The following is a 17977-nucleotide window of genomic DNA, read 5'->3' on the forward strand; positions in this document are numbered from 1 at the left end:
CCTTGGCTTTCCAGATGCCGGACCGCGGCGGAGGCCCGACGGGGCCACGGATCAGAGTGGGCCGGCCCTCCCGGCGGGTCCGGACCCTGCTCATGACACTGGGCGTCCTGGCCGTGCTGGCCATGGCCTTCGTCATGTTCGCGGGGTTCTGGACGGACTGGCTGTGGTACCGCTCGGTCCACTACTCATCGGTCTTCACCACGACCCTGTGGACCAAGATCGGTCTCTTCTTCGTCTTCGGCCTGCTCATGGCGGCCGCCGTCGGAGTGAACATCTGGCTGGCGCACCGGCTGCGCCCGCCGCTGAGTGCCATGTCGATGGAGCAGCAGAGCCTCGACCGGTACCGCATGGGCATCGCTCCGTACAAGAAGTGGCTGCTGATCGGGATCACCGCCCTGGTGGGCCTGATCGCGGGCGCTTCCGCCGCGGGACAGTGGCGTACGTGGCTGCTGTGGGTCAACGGGGTGCCGTTCGGCCAGAAGGACCCCCAGTTCCACATGGACGTGTCCTTCTTCGCGTTCGACCTGCCCTGGTACCGCTTCCTGCTCGGCTTCGGCTTCGCGGCCACGGTGCTCTCCCTGGTGGCCGCCGCCCTGACGCACTACCTGTACGGCGGGCTGCGGATCACCAGCCCCGGCGCGCGCGCGACGGCGGCGGCGACGGGCCACCTCTCGGTGCTGCTCGGCGTCTTCGTCTCGCTCAAGGCCATCGCGTACTGGCTCGACCGGTACGGCCTGGCGGTGAAGTCCAGTGACTTCAAGGCGACGGACAACTGGACGGGCCTGAAGTACGTCGACGCCAACGCCTACCTGCCGGCGAAGACGATCCTGTTCTGCATCGCCGTCATCTGCGCCCTGCTCTTCTTCGCCACCCTGTGGCGGCGCACCTGGCAGCTGCCGGTCATCGGCTTCGGCCTGATGGTGCTCTCGGCGATCCTCATCGGCGGGCTCTACCCCGCGATCGTCCAGAAGTTCCAGGTCCAGCCGAACGAGCAGGCCAAGGAAGCGCCGTACATCGAGAAGAACATCGAGGCGACCCGCAACGCCTACGGCATCAGCGGGGTGAAGCCCGAGTCCTACAAGGGCGAGGGCAAGGTCGACGCGGAGCCCAAGAAGAAGCGCGAGGACGCCGACACGGCGGCCAACTACCGCCTCAACGATCCGAACATCGTCTCGCCGACCTTCCAGCAGCTGGAGCAGGAGCGCAGCTACTACCAGTTCCCCAAGACGCTGGACGTGGACCGCTACAACGGCCAGGACACCATCGTCGGCCTGCGCGAGCTCAACGTGAACAAGCTCGACAAGCGGAACTGGATCAACGACCACTTCGCCTACACCCACGGTTACGGCATGGTCGCCGCCAAGGGCACGGAGACCAAGAAGGGCTCCAAGGGCGCCCCGGCGTTCACCGAGTCCGGCCTGCCCACCAAGGGCAGCCTGGGCGAGTACGAGCAGCGGATCTACTACGGCGAGAAGACCACGCAGTACTCGATCGTCGGCGGGCCCCAGAAGGAGCTCGACTACGAAGAGGACGGCGGCGGTCAGAAGACGTACAGCTACAAGGGCAAGAGCGGGGTCAACCTCTCCAACCCGATCAACCGCGCCGCGTACGCGGTGTCCTTCGGAGAGCCGCAGATCCTCTACTCCGGAGCGATCGGCGACGGCTCGCGGATCCTGTACAACCGCACCCCCAAGGAGCGCGTCGAGGCGGTCGCGCCCTGGCTGACGATCGACGGCGACGTCTATCCGACCGTGGTCGACGGCCGCATCCAGTGGGTCGTGGACGCCTACACGACGAGCAACGGCTATCCGTACGCGTCGCGCACCACGCTCGGCGACTCCACCGCGGACTCGCTGTCGCAGGCCGACAGCCAGCGCACGGTGATCGCCCAGCAGAACCAGGTCAACTACATCCGCAACTCGGTGAAGGCGACCGTCGACGCGTACACGGGTGAGGTCAAGCTCTACACCTGGGACGACAAGGACCCGGTCCTGAAGACCTGGAAGAAGGCGTTCCCGGGCACGGTCAAGGACAAGGGCGACATCCCCCCGTCGCTGATGGACCACCTGCGCTACCCGCAGGACATGTTCAAGGTCCAGCGCGAGCTGCTGACGAAGTACCACGTCACGGACGCGGGGCAGTTCTACAACGCGAGTGACGCCTGGCAGGTCCCGAACGACCCGACGAAGAAGGACGACAGCGCGGTCCCGCCGTACTACCTGTCCATGAAGTCGCCGGGCGACTCGCAGCAGCAGTTCTCCCTGACGACGACGTTCACTCCGAACGAACGGCCGAACCTACGGGCCTTCATGTCGGTCGACGCCGATGCCAGAAGCAAGAACTACGGCAAGATGCGGCTGCTGAGAGTGGGCGGCGACGTCGACGGTCCGGAACAGGTGCAGAACAAGCTGAACTCCATGGCGGAGGTCGGCAACTTCGTCCGGGACATGAAGGGCGCCGACTCCGACGTCCTCTACGGCAATCTGCTGACCGTGCCACTGGACGACGGCTTCCTGTACGTCGAACCCGTCTACGTACAGGGACGCAAGTCGGCGTATCCCCTCCTGAAGAAGGTGGCCGTGTCGTACGGCACGGAGACGGCCTTCGCGGACTCGCTGAAGGACGGTCTCGACCAGGTCTTCGGGGCGGACGGCGGCACCAAGCCACCGGGCGACGGCGGCGACACCACCAAGCCGCCGAAGACGAACGACCCGACGGTCCAGGACGCCCTCGACGACGCCCAGAAGGCGTTCGAGGACGGCGAGAACGCCATGAAGGACAACGACTGGAAGGCGTACGGCGAGGCCCAGGACCGTCTCCAGGAGGCGCTGGGGCGGGCCGAGGAGGCATCGAAGGCCGCCGACAAGGGCGGCAAGAACGGCGGCCAGGCGGCGGACAAGAACGCCGACAAGAAGGACGACAGGAACGCCGACAAGAACGCGGACAAGGCCGACTGACCGGGCGGTAAAAGCGCCACCTCGCGCCGTGGTACGGTTTGAACACAACGGCGCGGGGTGGAGCAGCTCGGTAGCTCGCTGGGCTCATAACCCAGAGGTCGCAGGTTCAAATCCTGTCCCCGCTACTGCAAGGTGAAGGCCCGGATCCTTACGGATCCGGGCCTTCGTCGTGTGTGGTGGTGCCCGTCGTGTGCGGGTGTCCTATGCCAAGAAACGCGAACGGTGCGCTGTCGGGGGAGAGTTGGGGGATCTGTGTTTCACTTATCTCTCTGTGGGCATGTCGACAAAACGCTGAAGTGACCTCACTGGCTGCGGTATACCAGGTGTACCCAGGTTGCAGGTGGTGCGACGATGGACGTTATGGGGGACAAGGCAACTCTGTTGGAGACAGGGCGGTTTGTGCAGCCGGCCGACCGGGAGGATCCCGGGGCGGCGGCCGAAGAAATGCGTCATCGGCTGGCCGCCGAGGCCGGGGACGTCGACGCGATGAGTGTGCTCGGAAGCCTGCTGCTGCGCCGCGGTGACCTCGACGGGGCCGAAGCGATGCTGCGCGCCGCGACCGCCGAGGGCGACCGCGCCGCGGCGAACAACCTCGGTGTCCTGCTCCACCAGCGGGGATACGCCGACGAGGCGGCCGGTTGGTGGCGGGTCGCCGCCGTCGCCGGTTCCGCCGCGGCGGCGCACGCGCTCGGACGGCACCACCGCGAGCGCGGGGACGAGCCCGCCGCCGAGTACTGGCTGCGGCAGTCCGCCGAGCAGGGCCACACCCTGGGGGCGTACGCGCTCGCCGATCTCCTGGAGCACCGCGGTGACGTCGGGTCCGAGCGCTGGATGCGGACCGCCGCCGAGCGGGGACACCGGGAGGCCGCCTACCGTCTCGCGCGCGCCCTGGACCGGCGCGCCGACGCGGAAGGCGCCGAGCCCGGTGCCGAGCGCGGCGGGCAGGCCGGGCGGGCCAAGCGGACCGGGGACGGCGCGCCGTCGCCCGCCGACGAGGCCGAGCGGTGGTACCGCCAGGCGGCCGCGCGCGGGCACCGGCGTGCCGCGCTGCACCTCGGCGCGATCCTGGAACAGCGCGGCGACCTCAAGGAGGCCGGGCGCTGGTACCTGAACTCCGCCAAGGACGGGGAGTCCAGGGCGGCCTGCGCGCTCGGCTTCCTTCTGCGGGACGCGGGCGACGAGGAGAGCGCCGCCGTGTGGTGGCTGAAGGCCGCGCAGGACGGCGACGGGAACGCGGCGAACGCGCTCGGCGCGCTGCACGCGGAGCGGGGCGAGACCCAGACCGCCGAGCGCTGGTACCGCGCCGCGATGGACGCGGGCGACGTGAACGGCGCGTACAACCTCGGGCTGCTCTGCGCCGAGCAGGGACGCACCGCGCAGGCCGACCAGTGGTACCGCCGTGCCGCGTACGCGGGGCACCGCGAGGCCGCCAACGCGCTCGCCGTGCTGCTGCTGCAGCACGGCGACGCGGCGGGGGCCGAGCCGTGGTTCTCCAAGGCCGCGGAGGCGGGCAGCGTCGACGCCGCGTTCAACCTCGGGATCCTCTACGCGAGCAGGGACGACGAGGCGGCCGCCCTGCGCTGGTACGAGCGCGCGGCGGCGGCCGGGCACACCGACGCCGCGCTCCAGGTGGGCACGGCGCGGCTGCGCGAGGGCGACGAGCAGGACGCCGAGCGGCACCTGCGGTGTGCGGCGGGCGGCGGCAGCGCGGAGGCCGCGTACCGGCTCGGCACCGTGCTCGACGCGCGGAGCCCGTCCGTCGGGCCGCCGGTCCTCGGCGAGCCCGCGACGGAGAAGACCGAGTGCGAGGAGTGGTACGAGCGGGCCGCCGAGCTGGGGCACCGGCGTGCCCAGGTCCGGGTCGGGATGCTGGCCGCGGGCCGCGGCGACGTGGTCGAGGCGGCCCGGTGGTACCGCCTCGCGGCGGAGGCCGGGAGCCGGAACGGCGCGTTCAACCTCGGGCTGCTGCTCGCCAGGGAGGGCAGCGAGCCGGAGGCCGCGCTCTGGTGGACGCGGGCCGCGGACGCGGGGCACGGACGGGCGGCGCTCAGGCTCGCCCTCCTCTACGCCCGGCGCGGGCAGCTGGCGCAGGGGCAGCGGTGGGCCTCGCGCGCGGTCGAGCTCGGGCCCGCGGAGGTCGCGGAGCGGGCCGCCCGCCTCAAGGAGGCGCTCCACCAGGAGCTGACCGCGTGACGCGCGGCGGGGTGGGCGGGGCGAACGGGAACGGATTTGCGCTGGTCGGGGGCCTGACGTAGAGTTGGGTTCACCGACGCGGGGTGGAGCAGCTCGGTAGCTCGCTGGGCTCATAACCCAGAGGTCGCAGGTTCAAATCCTGTCCCCGCTACTGCAAGGTGAAGGCCCGGATCCTTATGGATCCGGGCCTTCGTCGTGTGTGGCCCGTCATGCGCGGCGCGTCACTTGTGGCCCACCGCCTCCGCGTACAGCTCGCGGTTGACCGCCTTCTTCTCGGGGATCCTGTCGCCCTCCGAGACGCCCGCCGCGCGGTACGCGTCCTGGAGGCGGTCCGTGGTGCCCGCGCGGATCTCCCAGTCCATGCGCAGCGACGGCGTCGACTTCAGGACCGCCTCGTCCGTCTTCAGGAGCTTCGCCAGATCGCTGACGAAGGCGGGATCCCGCTTGTAGTCGCCCGCGAAGTACGTGTTGACCGTCCTGATGTACGCGCGCAGCAGCGCGACGCCCGCGTCCGGGTCCTTGGTCAGCAGGTTCGGGCCGAAGAGCAGACCGCCCAGGGGCTCGCCGCGGGGCTGGCCGCCCAGGAACGCGTACTGCTTGTCGCCGTCGACCTTGCGCCACACCGGGTCGAGCAGCCAGGCCGAGTCGGTGCCGCCGTTCTGCAGGGCGGTGAGGACGTCCGCGGAGCCGAGCTGCTGGAACTGGATCTCGTCGAGGCCGCCGCCGTGCTTCTTCAGGGCCTTGTTCATGGGGTACGCGATGACGGAGCCCTTGCCGATCATCGTGCCGAGCTTGCGGCCCGCCATGGGGACGTGGGACGCCGTCTCGTTCTTCTTCAGCTTCACCCACAGGCCGCTCTTGGAGTCGGCCGCGGGGGAGAAGTTGCCCGCCGTCCACTTGATGTCGAAGCCGCTGGTGATGCCGTTCATGACGGCGGCCTCGGGGGCCGCCCACTGGGCGTCGATGTCGCCCTTGGCGAGCAGGGGGAGGGCGTCGGGGGTGGGCAGGACCTTCAGCTGGACGTTGAGGCCCTCCTTTTTGAACTCGCCTTTTTTCACGGCCATTTGGAGCGGTGCCACGTACTCGGCGCTCAGGGTGCCGGTCGCGATCGTGAGGCTGCGCTCCTTGGACAGGGGTCTGGGGGCGGGCGCCTTCGGCGCGCAGCGGGCGGGCTCACGGTCGGGGTCCAGGTCGGCGGGGTCGGTCCAACTGCCCTTGCCGCAGCCGGACACCGAGGTGACCGTGCGGGGCCCGGCGGGGCTGGAGGGGGCCGCGTCGTCCTCCTTCGCGCAGCCCGTCGCGGCGAGCAGGACGCCCGCCGCGAGCAGTGGCAGTGCGGTGGTGCGGATGCGCATGGTGCCTCCGGTCATGACTGGCTCCGGCCCCGGTCGCGCGGGGCCCAGGGGGTGAGCAACCGGCCCGCGATCCGGACCAGTTCGGAGAAGACGACGCCGAGCAGGGCGACGCAGACGATGCCGACGAACATCACGTCGTTCTGGAAGAGCGCGCGGGAGTCGAAGATGAGGTGGCCGAGGCCGTCCGCCGCCGCGATCTGCTCGGAGGCGACGATCACCAGGACCGCGACCCCGGCCGCGATGCGCGCGCCGACGAGGACGGCGGGGAGCGAGGCGGGCAGCAGGACGTGGCGGAACATCTGCCACGGTGACGCGCCGAAGACCTGGCCCGCGTCGCGGTGTCCCGAGGGCACGGCGAGGACCGCCGCCATCGTGGAGATCCAGACGAAGAAGAAGACGGTGGCGGCGACCAGGGCGACCTGCGGGCCCTCGCCGAGACCGAACATGTTCAGGAAGACGGGCAGCAGGGCCAGCTTCGGCACGACGTACAGCGCGTCGAGCGTGGGCTCGAGCGCCGCGCGTACGAGGGAGAGCGAGCCCATCAGGAGGCCGAGCGCGTACCCGGCGACGGTGCCGATCGCGTATCCGGCGAGTACGCGCTTCAGGGTCGCCCAGACGTCCGGCCACAGGTCACCGTCGGCCGCCCGGCCCCAGCCGTCCTCGACGATGGTCTGCGGCGCGGGGTAGACGCGGTCGTCGATCCAGCCCTGGACCGCGGCGAGCTGCCACAGCAGGACCAGCATGGCGGGGACGCCGACGGCGAGTGACAGTTCGAGCGCGCGGCGTCTGCGATGGGTGCGGGTGGGGTGCAGTTCGCGTGGTCCTGGCCTTCTGACCAGGACGTCCTCGCCGGGGTCCGCGTCGGTGGACTTGCCGGTGACCGTGCTCATGCCGCCGCCTCCGTGCCGACCTCGCCGCGCAGCAGGTCCCACAACTCGCTCTTGAGCGCGGTGAATTCGGGGGTGGTGCGGATCTCGCCCGAGCGGGGGCGGGGGAACGGCGGGCGGCGCTCGGCGATGATGCGTCCCGGGCGGGCGGACATCACCAGGACGCGGTCGCCGAGGACGATCGCCTCTTCCAGGCTGTGGGTGATGAAGAGGGTGGTGGTGCGGGTGGTCTGGGTGAGGGCGAGGAGTTCGTCCTGGAGGATCGTGCGGAGCTGGGCGTCCAGGGCCGCGAAGGGCTCGTCCATCAGCAGGATCTCGGGCTCCACGGCGAGGGCGCGGGCGATCGCCACGCGTTGGCGCATGCCGCCGGAGAGGGCGGCGGGGTAGGCGTCGGCGAAGTCGGCGAGGCCCATGCGGGTGAGCCAGTCCGTGGCGCGGGTGTTCGCCTCCCGGCGGGGGACCTTCTGGATGTCCAGGCCGAAGCGGACGTTGGCCTGGACGGTCTTCCAGTCGTAGATGCCGTAGTCCTGGAAGATCATCGCGGCGGGGCGCTGTGAGGCGGTGCGGATGGTCAACTCGCCCCTGCTGGGGCGCAGGAGGCCCGCGGCTATGCGGAGGAGGGTGCTTTTTCCGCAGCCGGAGGGGCCGACTACGCAGGTGAACTCGCCGGGGGCGATGGTGAGGTCGATGGGGCCCAGGGCGTGTACGGCTTGGGGGGCTCGGCCGAAGGTGCGGGTCACTGCGTGGGCTTGGAGTTTGGGGTGCGGGTCTCCCACGGGGGTCTCCTTGCGGAGGGCAGGCGGATTTCTGGGCGCCGTCGACGATATGACGCACCGTCAGATTCTGGAAGGGGTGCGTCTTGGCTGGGATTCGTTGTTCACTGCGGATCGTGGGTGGTTTGTGCCCACCCGTTCCGCCGTGCGGAACGCCTGCCCACAAACCGGCGGCGGCCCCGGCACCTCTCGGTGTCGGGGCCGCCGTGAGCGTACGGAGAAGCGCTACGCCGTCGCGCAGTTCGGGCAGATGCCCTTGTACGTGACCTCTACGCCCTCGACCGTGAAGCCGAAGCGTTCGGAGTCGGGGAGGCTGGTCAGGGGGTTGCCCGTGGGGTGGACGTCGCGGATCGCGCCGCAGCGGGCGCAGACCAGGTGGTGGTGGGGCTGGTGCGCGTTCGGGTCGTACCGCTTGGCGCGGCGGTCCGTCGAGACTTCGAGGACCTCTCCGAGGGTCACCAGCTCGCCCAGCGTGTTGTAGACGGTCGCCCGGGAGATCTCGGGCAGTCTGCCGACGGCGCGGGCGTGCACTTCGTCCGCCGTGAGATGGACGTGTTCCCCGTCGAGAACCTCGGCCACGACGCGTCGTTGGGCGGTCATGCGCCAGCCGCGTCCGCGCAGTCGTTCCAGTAGGTCACTCATGAGGGCCAGCCTAACAGGCAAGGGACCTAAGTCCCGAACGGGTGTGACTTTGGACGTTTACTTGACTTAGACAATGTCCATTGTAGGATCGGAACCGGCATACGCCAAGGGACAGGAATCGCAGGTAATGACGCAGGAGGCGCGCGTGACGCAGGGACCGCTCACCACGGAGGCCGGAGCGCCGGTCGCCGACAACCAGAACAGCGAGACCGCGGGCGTCGGCGGGCCGATGCTGATCCAGGACCAGCTGCTCCTGGAGAAGCTCGCCCACTTCAACCGCGAGCGGATCCCGGAGCGCATCGTGCACGCGCGCGGTGCCGGTGCGTACGGCACCTTCACGCTCACCCGGGACGTCTCGCAGTGGACGCGTGCGAAGTTCCTCTCCGAGGTCGGCAAGGAGACCGAGACGTTCCTGCGGTTCTCCACCGTGGCCGGGAACCTCGGCGCGGCCGACGCGGTGCGTGACCCGCGCGGCTTCTCGCTGAAGTTCTACACCGAGGAGGGCAACTACGACCTCGTCGGCAACAACACCCCGGTCTTCTTCATCAGGGACGCCATCAAGTTCCCCGACTTCATCCACACGCAGAAGCGCGACCCGTACACGGGCTCGCAGGAAGCCGACAACGTGTGGGACTTCTGGGGCCTCAGCCCGGAGAGCACCCACCAGGTGACCTGGCTCTTCGGCGACCGCGGCATCCCGGCGTCGTACCGCCACATGGACGGCTTCGGCTCGCACACGTTCCAGTGGAACAACGAGGCGGGCGAGGTCTTCTGGGTCAAGTACCACTTCAAGACCGACCAGGGCATCAAGAACCTCACCGCCGCCGAGGCCGAGGTGCTCGCGGGCAAGGACCCCGACTCCCACCAGCGCGACCTGCGCGAGGCCATCGAGCGCGGTGACTTCCCGAGCTGGTCCGTGCAGGTGCAGATCATGCCCGCGGCCGACGCGGCGACGTACCGCTTCAACCCGTTCGACCTCACCAAGGTGTGGCCGCACGCGGACTACCCGCCGATCGAGATCGGCAAGCTGGAGCTCAACCGCAACCCGGAGAACATCTTCGCCGAGGTGGAGCAGGCGATCTTCTCGCCCGCGCACTTCGTGCCGGGCATCGGCCCCTCGCCGGACAAGATGCTCCAGGGCCGCCTCTTCGCGTACGGCGACGCGCACCGCTACCGCGTCGGCATCAACGCCGACCACCTGCCGGTGAACCGCCCGCACGCCACCGAGGCGCGCACCCACTCCCGTGACGGCTTCCTGTACGACGGCCGCCACAAGGGCGCGAAGAACTACGAGCCCAACTCCTTCGGCGGCCCGTTCCAGACGGACCGGCCGCTCTGGGCGACCACCGCGGTCTCCGGCGGCACCGGCAACCACGAGACGCCCTCGCACGCCGAGGACAACGACTTCGTGCAGGCGGGCGACCTCTACCGGCTGATGTCGGAGGACGAGAAGGCGCGCCTGATCGAGAACCTCGCGGGCAACATCGCGGGCGTCTCGCGCGAGGACATCGCGCAGCGCGCCATCGACAACTTCCGCCAGGCGGACGGTGACTTCGGCAAGCGGTTGGAGGCCGCGGTCCAGGCCCTGCGCGGCTGACCCGTACCCCTTGTCGTAGGAGAGCGGCGGGCCGGTTCCCATGGGGGCCGGCCCGCCGCCGTGTTCAGCCCGTCAGGGTGGCGGTGCGCGTCGCCCGTCGGTCGGGTGCCCAGCAGCGGACGATGTCGCGGACGGAGACGATGCCGGTCGGTTCGTTGTGGTCCATGACGATCAGGTGCCGGAAGCCGCCGTGCGACATGGCGTCGGCGGCGTCCTCGAGCGTCCAGGCCGGGGTGGCGAAGACGATCTCTGTCGTGGTGTGCGTTCCCGCGGTCTCCAGGTCCGGGTTCTGGCCGGTGGCCAGGGAGTTGAGGATGTCCCGCTCGGTGAGAATGCCGAGGCCACAGGTGTCGGGGTCCAGGACGACGGCGGCGCCGACCTTGCGGGCCGACATCAGCCGGGCGGCCTGACGGAGGGTGTGGGCGGGGCCGATGGTGAGGACCATCGAGCTCATGGCGTCGCGGACGAGCATGGGCGTGAGCCACCTCCTTGGTGAATCCGAGGGCTCCCGGTGGGCGAAGGATTGCCTCCGCTCCCTGCTGGAGAAGGGATTCACAAGTTCACAAGTGGGGGGACTCTCAGAGTCGCAGCCATGCGGGACGTCAACAAGAGGGCGCGCGTGGTCAGTTCAGGGCGCGCGCCGGTGTGACATACGCCTGTGGGTGGGCCTTCGGCGCGTGCTCAGTAGCGCTGGTTGAGATAGCCGAGCAGCTCGTCGTGGAGCAGCCCGTTCGACGCCGCGGCGTTGCCGCTGTGCGGTCCAGGGCTGCCGTCGAGGCCGGTGAAGCTGCCGCCCGCCTCCGTCACCACGATCGCGTTCGCCGCCATGTCCCACAGCGAGAGCTCCGGCTCGGCACAGATGTCGACCGAACCCTCGGCCACCATCATGTACGGCCAGAAGTCGCCGTAGCCGCGGGTGCGCCAGACCGCGCGCGTGAGGTCCATGAAGCCGTCGAGGCGGCCCTGTTCCTCCCAGCCCGTCAGGGAGGAGTACGCGAGGGAGGCGTCGGAGAGCCGCGAGACCTCGGAGACCCGCAGCCGGGTCGCCGAGGTGAGGCTGCGTCCCGTGTAGGCGCCGCCGCCCTTCGCCGCCCACCAGCGGCGGCCGAGCGCGGGCGCGGAGACGACGCCGACCACCGGCTGGTAGCCGCCCTCGCCCGCCTCCATCAGGGAGATGAGCGTGGCCCAGACCGGGACGCCGCGCACGTAGTTCTTGGTGCCGTCGATCGGGTCGATCACCCAGCGGCGCGGGCCCGTGCCCTCGATGCCGTACTCCTCGCCGAGGATCGCGTCGCGCGGCCTCGCCCGCTGGAGCTGGGAGCGGATCAGCTCCTCGGCCGCCTTGTCGGCCTCGCTCACCGGCGTCATGTCCGGCTTGGTCTCGACCTTCAGGTCGAGGGCCTTGAACCGGTCCATGGTCTGGGCGTCGGCGGCGTCCGCGAGGACATGGGCGAGACGCAGATCATCGTGGTAGTCGGGCATGAGTGAACAGTATCGATCTCGTACAGCACGAGCCACAGCACCCGTGTGCGAGCTCTCGACCAGCTCGCGCCGGAGCTATTGACAGTGCTGCCGAGCGCGTCAACTCTGGCACCGGAGCCGCTTCGGCCCGGGGAGGCGACGATGCCTGCAGCACGGGAATCCTTACTCGACGCGGCCTACACCGCGCTCGCCAGGCGACCGTGGCCCGGCGTCCGCATGGTCGACGTCGCGGCCGTCGCCGGGGTGTCCCGGCAGACCCTCTACAACGAGTTCGGCAGCAAGGACGGGCTCGCCCGCGCCCTGCTGCGGCGCGAGACGGACGGCTATCTGCACGGCGTCGAACGCGCGCTCGCCGAGGAACGCGAACCGGCGGAGCGCCTGGCCGCCGTGGCCGCCTGGACGGTGGGCGCCGCGCGCGGCAACGCGCTGGTGCGGGCCGCGCTCACCGGCTGCTGGGGCGAGCGGCTGCCCGCGCCGAGCAGGTCGGCGGGGTCCACGTCGCCGGTGCCCGCGCAGCGCCGCGCGGACGCCGGGGTGCCCACGTCGGCGGAGCTGCTCGCGCTGGTGCGGGACCGCGCGGTGCTCGCGCTCGGCGGCCGGGGCCGCTCGGCACGGGATCCGGAACTCGCCCTCGCCTGCGAGAGCGCGGTCCGGCTCGCCCTGTCGTACGTCGTGGCGCCCGCCGGGAGCGACGACGACCCCGCGGAGCTGGTCCGCGGGGCCATCGGACGCTGGGTCAGCGCCAAGTGAGCGGCACGCCCACGCGGCGCGCGGCGCTCAGTGCGCCGAGCCGGACAGCTGGAGCCCGATCACGCCGACGATCACGAACGAGATCGAGACCAGCTTGAGCGTGGAGACCAGGTCGCCGAGGAAGACCATCCCGTAGATCGCGGTGCCCGCCGCGCCGATGCCCGTCCAGACCGCGTACGCGGGCCCGACGTCCAGCTTCTTCAGGGCGAGCGTCAGCAGACCGAAGCTGCTGAGCGCGAAGCAGGCGAACGCGATCGTCGGCCAGAGCCGGGTGAAGCCGTGCGAGAGCTTCAGACAGACCGCGAAGCCGGTCTCAAGAATCCCCGCCACGATGACCAGCAGCCACGCCATGTGTCCCTGCCTCCCGTACCCGTACGCATTCCGCGACCGCTTCGCCTGGCTTGAATCCGGCTTGGTGCGATTATGCATTTACCTGTGCCGGGGCGGCGCAAACAACGGGCTGTTCAGTCGCCCTCGCGTCGCTCCCGCGTTGCGAGCAGCCTGCGCAGCGAGTAGAGGCGCTGCGGGTCGGCGTGCCCGGCGGCCACCCAGGCGTCCAGGGCGCAGTCCTTCTCGTCGTGGCTGCAGCCGCGCGGGCAGTCCACCGTCCCCGGCTCCAGGTCGGGGAAGGCGAGGATGACGCGCGAGGGGTCCACGTGGTGGAGCCCGAACGACCGTACGCCCGGGGTGTCGATCACCCAGCCGCCCGCGCCCTCCAGGGGGAGCGCGAGGGCGGACGTGGTGGTGTGCCTGCCGCGGCCCGTGACCGCGTTGACGTGCCCGGTGGTGCGCCGCCGCTCCGGCGGTACGAGCGCGTTGACGAGCGTCGTCTTGCCCACTCCGGAGTGCCCGACGAACGCGGTGACGTGCCCGTCGAGCAGCTCGTGGACCTGCGCGAGCTCGGCGCCGTCGGTGAACTCCTCGCGGCTGGTGACCACATAGGGGATGTCGAGCGCGGCGTACGTCTCCAGGATCTTGTCGGCGGGTGCCAGGTCCGACTTGGTCAGGACGAGGATCGGTTCGAGCCCGCCGTCGTACGCCGCCACGACACAGCGGTCGATCAGGCGCGGGCGCGGCTCGGGGTCGGCGAGCGCGGTGACGATGGCGAGCTGGTCGGCGTTGGCCACCACCACACGCTCGTAGGGGTCGTCGTCGTCCGCCGTACGGCGCAGGACCGACGCGCGCTCCGCGATGCGCACGACCCGCGCGAGGGTGTCCTTCTTGCCGGACAGATCCCCGACGACCGCGACCCTGTCGCCCACCACGGCGGCCTTGCGGCCCAGCTCGCGGGCCTTCATGGCCATCACGATCCGGTCGTCGACCAGGACGGTGAGCCGCCCCCGGTCGACGGTGAGGACCATCCCTTCGGACGCGTCCTCGTGCTTGGGCCTGATGTGGGTGCGGGGGCGGTTGCCCTTGCGGTTGGGGCGGACGCGGATGTCGTCCTCGTCGGGGTTCTTGCCGTAACGGCGCATGGTTCTCGTTCCGCCCGTCAGTTCCCGAGCATTCCGGTCCAGAGGTCGGGGAAGTCGGGGAGGGTCTTGGCCGTCGTCGCGACGTTCTCGATCTCCACGCCCCGCACCGCCAGGCCGATGATCGCGCCCGCGGTCGCCATGCGGTGGTCGTCGTAGGTGTGGAAGATGCCGCCGTGCAGCCTGCGGGGCCGGATGTGCAGGCCGTCCGCGGTCTCGGTGACGTCGCCGCCGAGTTCGTTGATCTCCTTGGTGAGCGCGGCCAGGCGGTCCGTCTCGTGCAGGCGCAGGTGGGCGACGCCGCGCAGCGTCGAGGGGGAGTCGGCGAGGGCCGCGACCGCCGCGATGCCCGGGGTGAGCTCGCCGACCTCGCTCAGGTCCACGTCGATGCCGTGCACGGAGCCGCTCCCGGTGAACACCAGGCCCTGCTCGGTCAGCTCGCAGGAGCCGCCCATCTCCGTGAAGATCCGGCGCAGCGCGTCGCCGGGCTGCGTGGTGTGCGCGGGCCAGTCGGGGATCGTGACCGTGCCGCCGGTGACCAGGGCCGCGGCGAGGAACGGCTGGGCGTTGGACAGGTCGGGCTCGACGGTCAGGTCGCGGCCGAGCAGGGCGCCGGGGGTGACCCGCCACACGTTCGGCTCGCCGCCCGACTCCGGGGTGTCCACCTGGGCGCCGACCGCGCGCAGCATGTCCACGGTCATCCGGATGTGCGGCATGGACGGCAGCGGCCCTCCCACGTGCCGCACCTCCACGCCCTGGTTGAAGCGCGGGCCCGAGAGCAGCAGGGCGCTGACGAACTGGGAGGAGGACGAGGCGTCGATCTCGACCCGGCCGCCCTCCAGTGCGCCGCCGCCGTGCACGGTCAGCGGCAGGGCGCCGGGGCTGCCGAGCGTGGTGTCGTCGATCCGGGCGCCGAGCACGCGCAGCGCGTCGATCACGCCGGTCAGCGGGCGCTCGTACGAGCGGGGGTCGCCGTCGAAGCGGATAGGACCGTCGGCGAGGGCGGCGACCGGGGGCAGGAAGCGCATGACCGTACCCGCGTTGCCGACGTCGACCGTGGCGGGGCCCTGGAGCCCCGAGGGGATCACGCGCCAGGCCTCGCCCGAGCCGTCGGGGCCCACGCCCTCCTCGATGCCGACGCCCATGGCGCGCAGGGCGCCCGCCATCAGCAGGGTGTCGCGCGAGCGCAGCGGGCGGCGCAGCCAGCCGGGCTCGGCGGCGATCGCGGCGAGGACGAGCGCGCGATTGGTGACCGATTTCGAACCGGGGACGTGGACCGTCGCGGTGACGGCTCCGCTTGCGTGCGGGGCGGGCCAGAGGGCGGTGTGCGCCGGAGTTTCGGTCATGCCCTCACTTTAGTGGCTGGCCGGGAGCCCGCTCAGACGTCGAGCAGCCAGCGCCCGCCGCCCATCAGCGAACACAGCGATACGGCGTGGAAGAGGAAGAGCCACATTCCCGCGGGCACGTGCGTGAGCCGCGACAGCTGGTCCGCGTCCGAGTCGCCCGCGCCCCCGCGCCTGCGCTTGGACTGCAGCTCGAAGGCGGGCCGCACGCCGCCCAGGAGCAGGAACCACACCACCGCGTACGCGAAGGCCGCCTGCACGTCCGTGCTGGCGAGCCAGGAGATGACCAGGAAGGTGCCGCCCGCGACGACGACGGTCAGGGCGCCGTACGCGTTGCGGATCATCACCAGCATCGCGATGAGCAGCGCGGTGGCGATCCACAGGAACGCCGTGATGCGCCCCGAAGCGAGCAGGGCCGCGCCGCCGAGGCCGAGCAGCGGCGGCGCGGTGTAGCCCGCGGCGGCGGTCAGGATCATGCCGATGCCGGTCGGCTTGCCGCGCGAGACGGTCAGGCCCGAGGTGTCGGAGTGCAGCCGGATGCCGTCCAGGCGGCGGCCGGTGAGCAGGGCGATCAGACCGTGGCCGCCCTCGTGCGCGATGGTGATGGCGTTGCGGGCCACGCGCCAGACGCCGTGCGGGACGACGACGGCGAGGGCGACGACACCGGCCGCGATCACCAGCCACTGCTCGGGCGCTGCCTGGGTGCCGAAGAGCCGGTCCCAGAGGGCGGCCGGGCTGGCGTTGGCGGTGCTTTCCATTGCTTGGACTGCTCCCTCTGGTCGTACGCGGTCTGGCAGTCTGGCACGTATGTGCGGACGGTATGCATCCAGTCGTAGGCCCGAGGACCTCGCAGGGATCTTCGAGATCGAGAAGTGGGAGCCGGAGGAGTCCCTGGCCCCCGACTTCAACGTGGCGCCCACCAAAGAGGTCTACGCGGTCCTCGACCGTCCTGTGAAAGACGCGGCGGACCCGCGTCCGGTTCGCCAGCTGCGCACCCTGAAGTGGGGTCTCGTGCCGTCCTGGGCCAAGACGCCCGAGGGCGGCGCCCGGATGATCAACGCGCGCGCGGAGACCGTCCACGAGAAGCCGTCCTACCGCCGCGCCTTCGCCTCCCGGCGCTGTGTCCTGCCCGCCGACGGCTATTACGAGTGGGTGACCGCGCCCGACGAGCGGCAGCTGGAGGTCGAGGGCAAGAAGAAGCGGCCCCGCAAGCAGCCCTACTTCGTGACCCCGGCCGACGGCTCGGTCTTCGCCATGGCAGGGCTGTACGAGTTCTGGCGGGACAAGACCCTGCCCGACGAGCACCCTTCCCCAAGCTCTCGGCTTCGCTCGAGCAGGGGAGGCCCCACTGCCTGGTGGGTGACGTGCACAGTGATCACCACGGAGGCGGAGACCACGCCGCTCGCCGACACCCCCGAGGAGGGCCCGCGCTCGCTCGCCGACATCCACCCGCGGATGCCGCTGATGCTGACCCCGGACCGCTGGGACGCCTGGCTCGACCCGTCCCGCACCGACGCCGACGACCTGCGCACCCTCCTGGAGCCGCCGCCGCACGGCCTGCTGCGCGCCTACCCGGTCTCCACCGCCGTCAGCAACGTCCGCAACAACGGCCCGGAGCTGCTTACGGAGCTGGCAGGGCCCGAAGAGGGCACACTCTTCTGACGTGACCAAGAGCGAGATCGTTGAGACCGACGCGGGCGAGGCGCGGATCACCTGGCACCCGGCCCCCGGGAAGAGCGCCCGCCTGCTGCTCGCCGTCAGCCACGGCGCGGGCGGCGGCATCGAGGCCCGCGACCTGAAGGCCATCGCCGCCGAGCTGCCCGCGCACGGCGTGAGCGTCGCCCTCGTCGAGCAGCCCTGGCGGGTGGCGGGCAAGAAGGTGGCGCCCGCGCCGAAGACGCTGGACGTGGGGTGGCGGGGGATCTGGCCCGCGCTGGAGAAGAAGGGCCTCCCGGTGATCTCCGGCGGCCGCAGCGCGGGCGCCCGCGTGGCCTGCCGCACCGCGACCGAGCTCGGCGCCGCGGCCGTGCTCGCGCTCTCCTTCCCGCTGCACCCGCCGGGCAAGCCCGAGAAGTCCCGCGCCGACGAACTGCTGGGCGCGGGGGTGCCGACCCTCGTCGTGCAGGGCGGCAACGACCCCTTCGGGAAGCCCGCGGAATTCCCGGAGGGACCGTACGAACTGGTGGAGGTGCCCCACGGCGACCACGGGTTCGCGGTGCCCAAGCGGGCGGAGATCACGCAGGACGAGGCAGTGAAGGGCATCACGGACGCGGTGGCCCGGTGGGCGGGAATGTTGGCCGGGTGACCTCTGTTGTGCACAGCAGACGGCAGACGCCGTCACCAGCTGTTCGTACGAGAGGGAGTCCGCCGCATGGGTTCGACCATCTGCCCGAACCGCTCCACGTCGCCTGACCTGGAGTGGACGGTGCTGAGCGCGCCCAAAACCACACCTATTCGGGCGGCGCGCGGAGCGGATCGTCGTCTATCCTCCGATTCGAGTGGGGCTGCTTTCGGTCTCACCACGTC

The 17977-nt window shown here is 70.9% G+C and carries 16 protein-coding genes and 2 tRNA genes; 8 read left to right on the plus strand and 10 right to left on the minus strand.

The features are described from left to right. The first annotated feature begins 14 nt into the window (after positions 1-14). The 4 genes from KY5_RS27040 to KY5_RS27055 all read left to right on the plus strand — a co-directional run bounded on the left by KY5_RS27040 (position 15) and on the right by KY5_RS27055 (position 5301). Positions 15-2957 carry a UPF0182 family protein gene (locus tag KY5_RS27040; protein ID WP_098244666.1) on the plus strand — a complete coding sequence of 981 codons (2943 nt, stop codon included), beginning with the start codon at positions 15-17 and terminating at the stop codon, positions 2955-2957. Positions 2958-3008: 51 nt separating this feature from the next. Beyond that, positions 3009-3082 (plus strand) — tRNA-Met (locus KY5_RS27045). 226 nt (positions 3083-3308) lie between these two features. Next, complete coding sequence (locus KY5_RS27050) at positions 3309-5150, plus strand: tetratricopeptide repeat protein (protein ID WP_098244667.1); 1842 nt, start codon at positions 3309-3311, stop codon at positions 5148-5150. A 77-nt stretch (positions 5151-5227) separates the two neighbouring features. Then, positions 5228-5301 (plus strand) — tRNA-Met (locus tag KY5_RS27055). A 70-nt stretch (positions 5302-5371) separates the two neighbouring features. Here the strand turns inward: KY5_RS27055 and KY5_RS27060 are convergent. The 4 genes from KY5_RS27060 to KY5_RS27075 all read right to left on the minus strand — a co-directional run bounded on the left by KY5_RS27060 (position 5372) and on the right by KY5_RS27075 (position 8807). Next, the gene (locus KY5_RS27060; protein ID WP_098247503.1) at positions 5372-6505 is read right to left on the minus strand and encodes an ABC transporter substrate-binding protein; all 1134 of its coding nucleotides are present in this window, start codon (positions 6503-6505) and stop codon (positions 5372-5374) included. A gap of 11 nt (positions 6506-6516) precedes the next feature. Continuing rightward, positions 6517-7395, minus strand: coding sequence for an ABC transporter permease (locus KY5_RS27065; protein ID WP_098244668.1), 879 nt, complete (start codon positions 7393-7395; stop codon positions 6517-6519). Continuing rightward, positions 7392-8168, minus strand: a complete 777-nt coding sequence (locus KY5_RS27070) for an ABC transporter ATP-binding protein (protein WP_098244669.1) — start codon at positions 8166-8168, stop codon at positions 7392-7394. The genes KY5_RS27065 and KY5_RS27070 overlap by 4 nt, the downstream gene beginning before the upstream one ends. 222 nt (positions 8169-8390) lie before the next feature. Further along, positions 8391-8807 carry a Fur family transcriptional regulator gene (locus tag KY5_RS27075; protein WP_098244670.1) on the minus strand — a complete coding sequence of 139 codons (417 nt, stop codon included), beginning with the start codon at positions 8805-8807 and terminating at the stop codon, positions 8391-8393. 127 nt (positions 8808-8934) lie between these two features. On the opposite strand from KY5_RS27075, the gene KY5_RS27080 reads away from it, so the two are divergent. Beyond that, positions 8935-10404, plus strand: a complete 1470-nt coding sequence (locus KY5_RS27080) for a catalase (RefSeq protein WP_098244671.1) — start codon at positions 8935-8937, stop codon at positions 10402-10404. A gap of 64 nt (positions 10405-10468) precedes the next feature. Here the strand turns inward: KY5_RS27080 and KY5_RS27085 are convergent, their stop codons facing one another. Both KY5_RS27085 and hisN read right to left on the minus strand, forming a co-directional pair. Continuing rightward, positions 10469-10876, minus strand: coding sequence for a cyclic nucleotide-binding/CBS domain-containing protein (locus KY5_RS27085; RefSeq protein WP_098244672.1), 408 nt, complete (start codon positions 10874-10876; stop codon positions 10469-10471). Positions 10877-11085: 209 nt separating this feature from the next. Continuing rightward, positions 11086-11886 carry a histidinol-phosphatase gene (gene hisN, locus KY5_RS27090; RefSeq protein ID WP_098244673.1) on the minus strand — a complete coding sequence of 267 codons (801 nt, stop codon included), beginning with the start codon at positions 11884-11886 and terminating at the stop codon, positions 11086-11088. Positions 11887-12027: 141 nt separating this feature from the next. On the opposite strand from hisN, the gene KY5_RS27095 reads away from it, so the two are divergent. Further along, positions 12028-12636: a TetR/AcrR family transcriptional regulator gene (locus KY5_RS27095; RefSeq protein WP_098244674.1), complete on the plus strand. Its 609-nt coding sequence runs from the start codon at positions 12028-12030 to the stop codon at positions 12634-12636. A gap of 27 nt (positions 12637-12663) precedes the next feature. On the opposite strand, the gene KY5_RS27100 is transcribed toward KY5_RS27095, so the two are convergent. From KY5_RS27100 to KY5_RS27115, 4 genes are all read right to left on the minus strand, one after another. Beyond that, entirely contained in the window at positions 12664-12987 is a 324-nt protein-coding gene (locus tag KY5_RS27100) for a DMT family transporter (protein ID WP_098244675.1), read from the minus strand. A gap of 113 nt (positions 12988-13100) precedes the next feature. Next, positions 13101-14111: a ribosome small subunit-dependent GTPase A gene (gene rsgA, locus KY5_RS27105; RefSeq protein WP_098244676.1), complete on the minus strand. Its 1011-nt coding sequence runs from the start codon at positions 14109-14111 to the stop codon at positions 13101-13103. A 17-nt stretch (positions 14112-14128) separates the two neighbouring features. After that, positions 14129-15454: a 3-phosphoshikimate 1-carboxyvinyltransferase gene (aroA, locus tag KY5_RS27110; RefSeq protein ID WP_098244677.1), complete on the minus strand. Its 1326-nt coding sequence runs from the start codon at positions 15452-15454 to the stop codon at positions 14129-14131. Between the two features lie 32 nt (positions 15455-15486). Then, the gene (locus tag KY5_RS27115) at positions 15487-16209 is read right to left on the minus strand and encodes a M50 family metallopeptidase (protein ID WP_098244678.1); all 723 of its coding nucleotides are present in this window, start codon (positions 16207-16209) and stop codon (positions 15487-15489) included. A 49-nt stretch (positions 16210-16258) separates the two neighbouring features. Between KY5_RS27115 and KY5_RS27120 the strand changes: the two genes are divergently transcribed. Then, a complete protein-coding gene (locus tag KY5_RS27120; protein WP_098244679.1) occupies positions 16259-17113 on the plus strand; it encodes an SOS response-associated peptidase in 855 nt (284 codons plus the stop codon). 1 nt (position 17114) lies between these two features. Further along, a complete protein-coding gene (locus KY5_RS27125) occupies positions 17115-17756 on the plus strand; it encodes an alpha/beta family hydrolase (protein ID WP_098244680.1) in 642 nt (213 codons plus the stop codon). The last annotated feature ends 221 nt before the right edge of the window (positions 17757-17977 follow it).

It is taken from the genome of Streptomyces formicae (assembly GCF_002556545.1).
Lineage (GTDB): Bacteria > Actinomycetota > Actinomycetes > Streptomycetales > Streptomycetaceae > Streptomyces > Streptomyces formicae_A.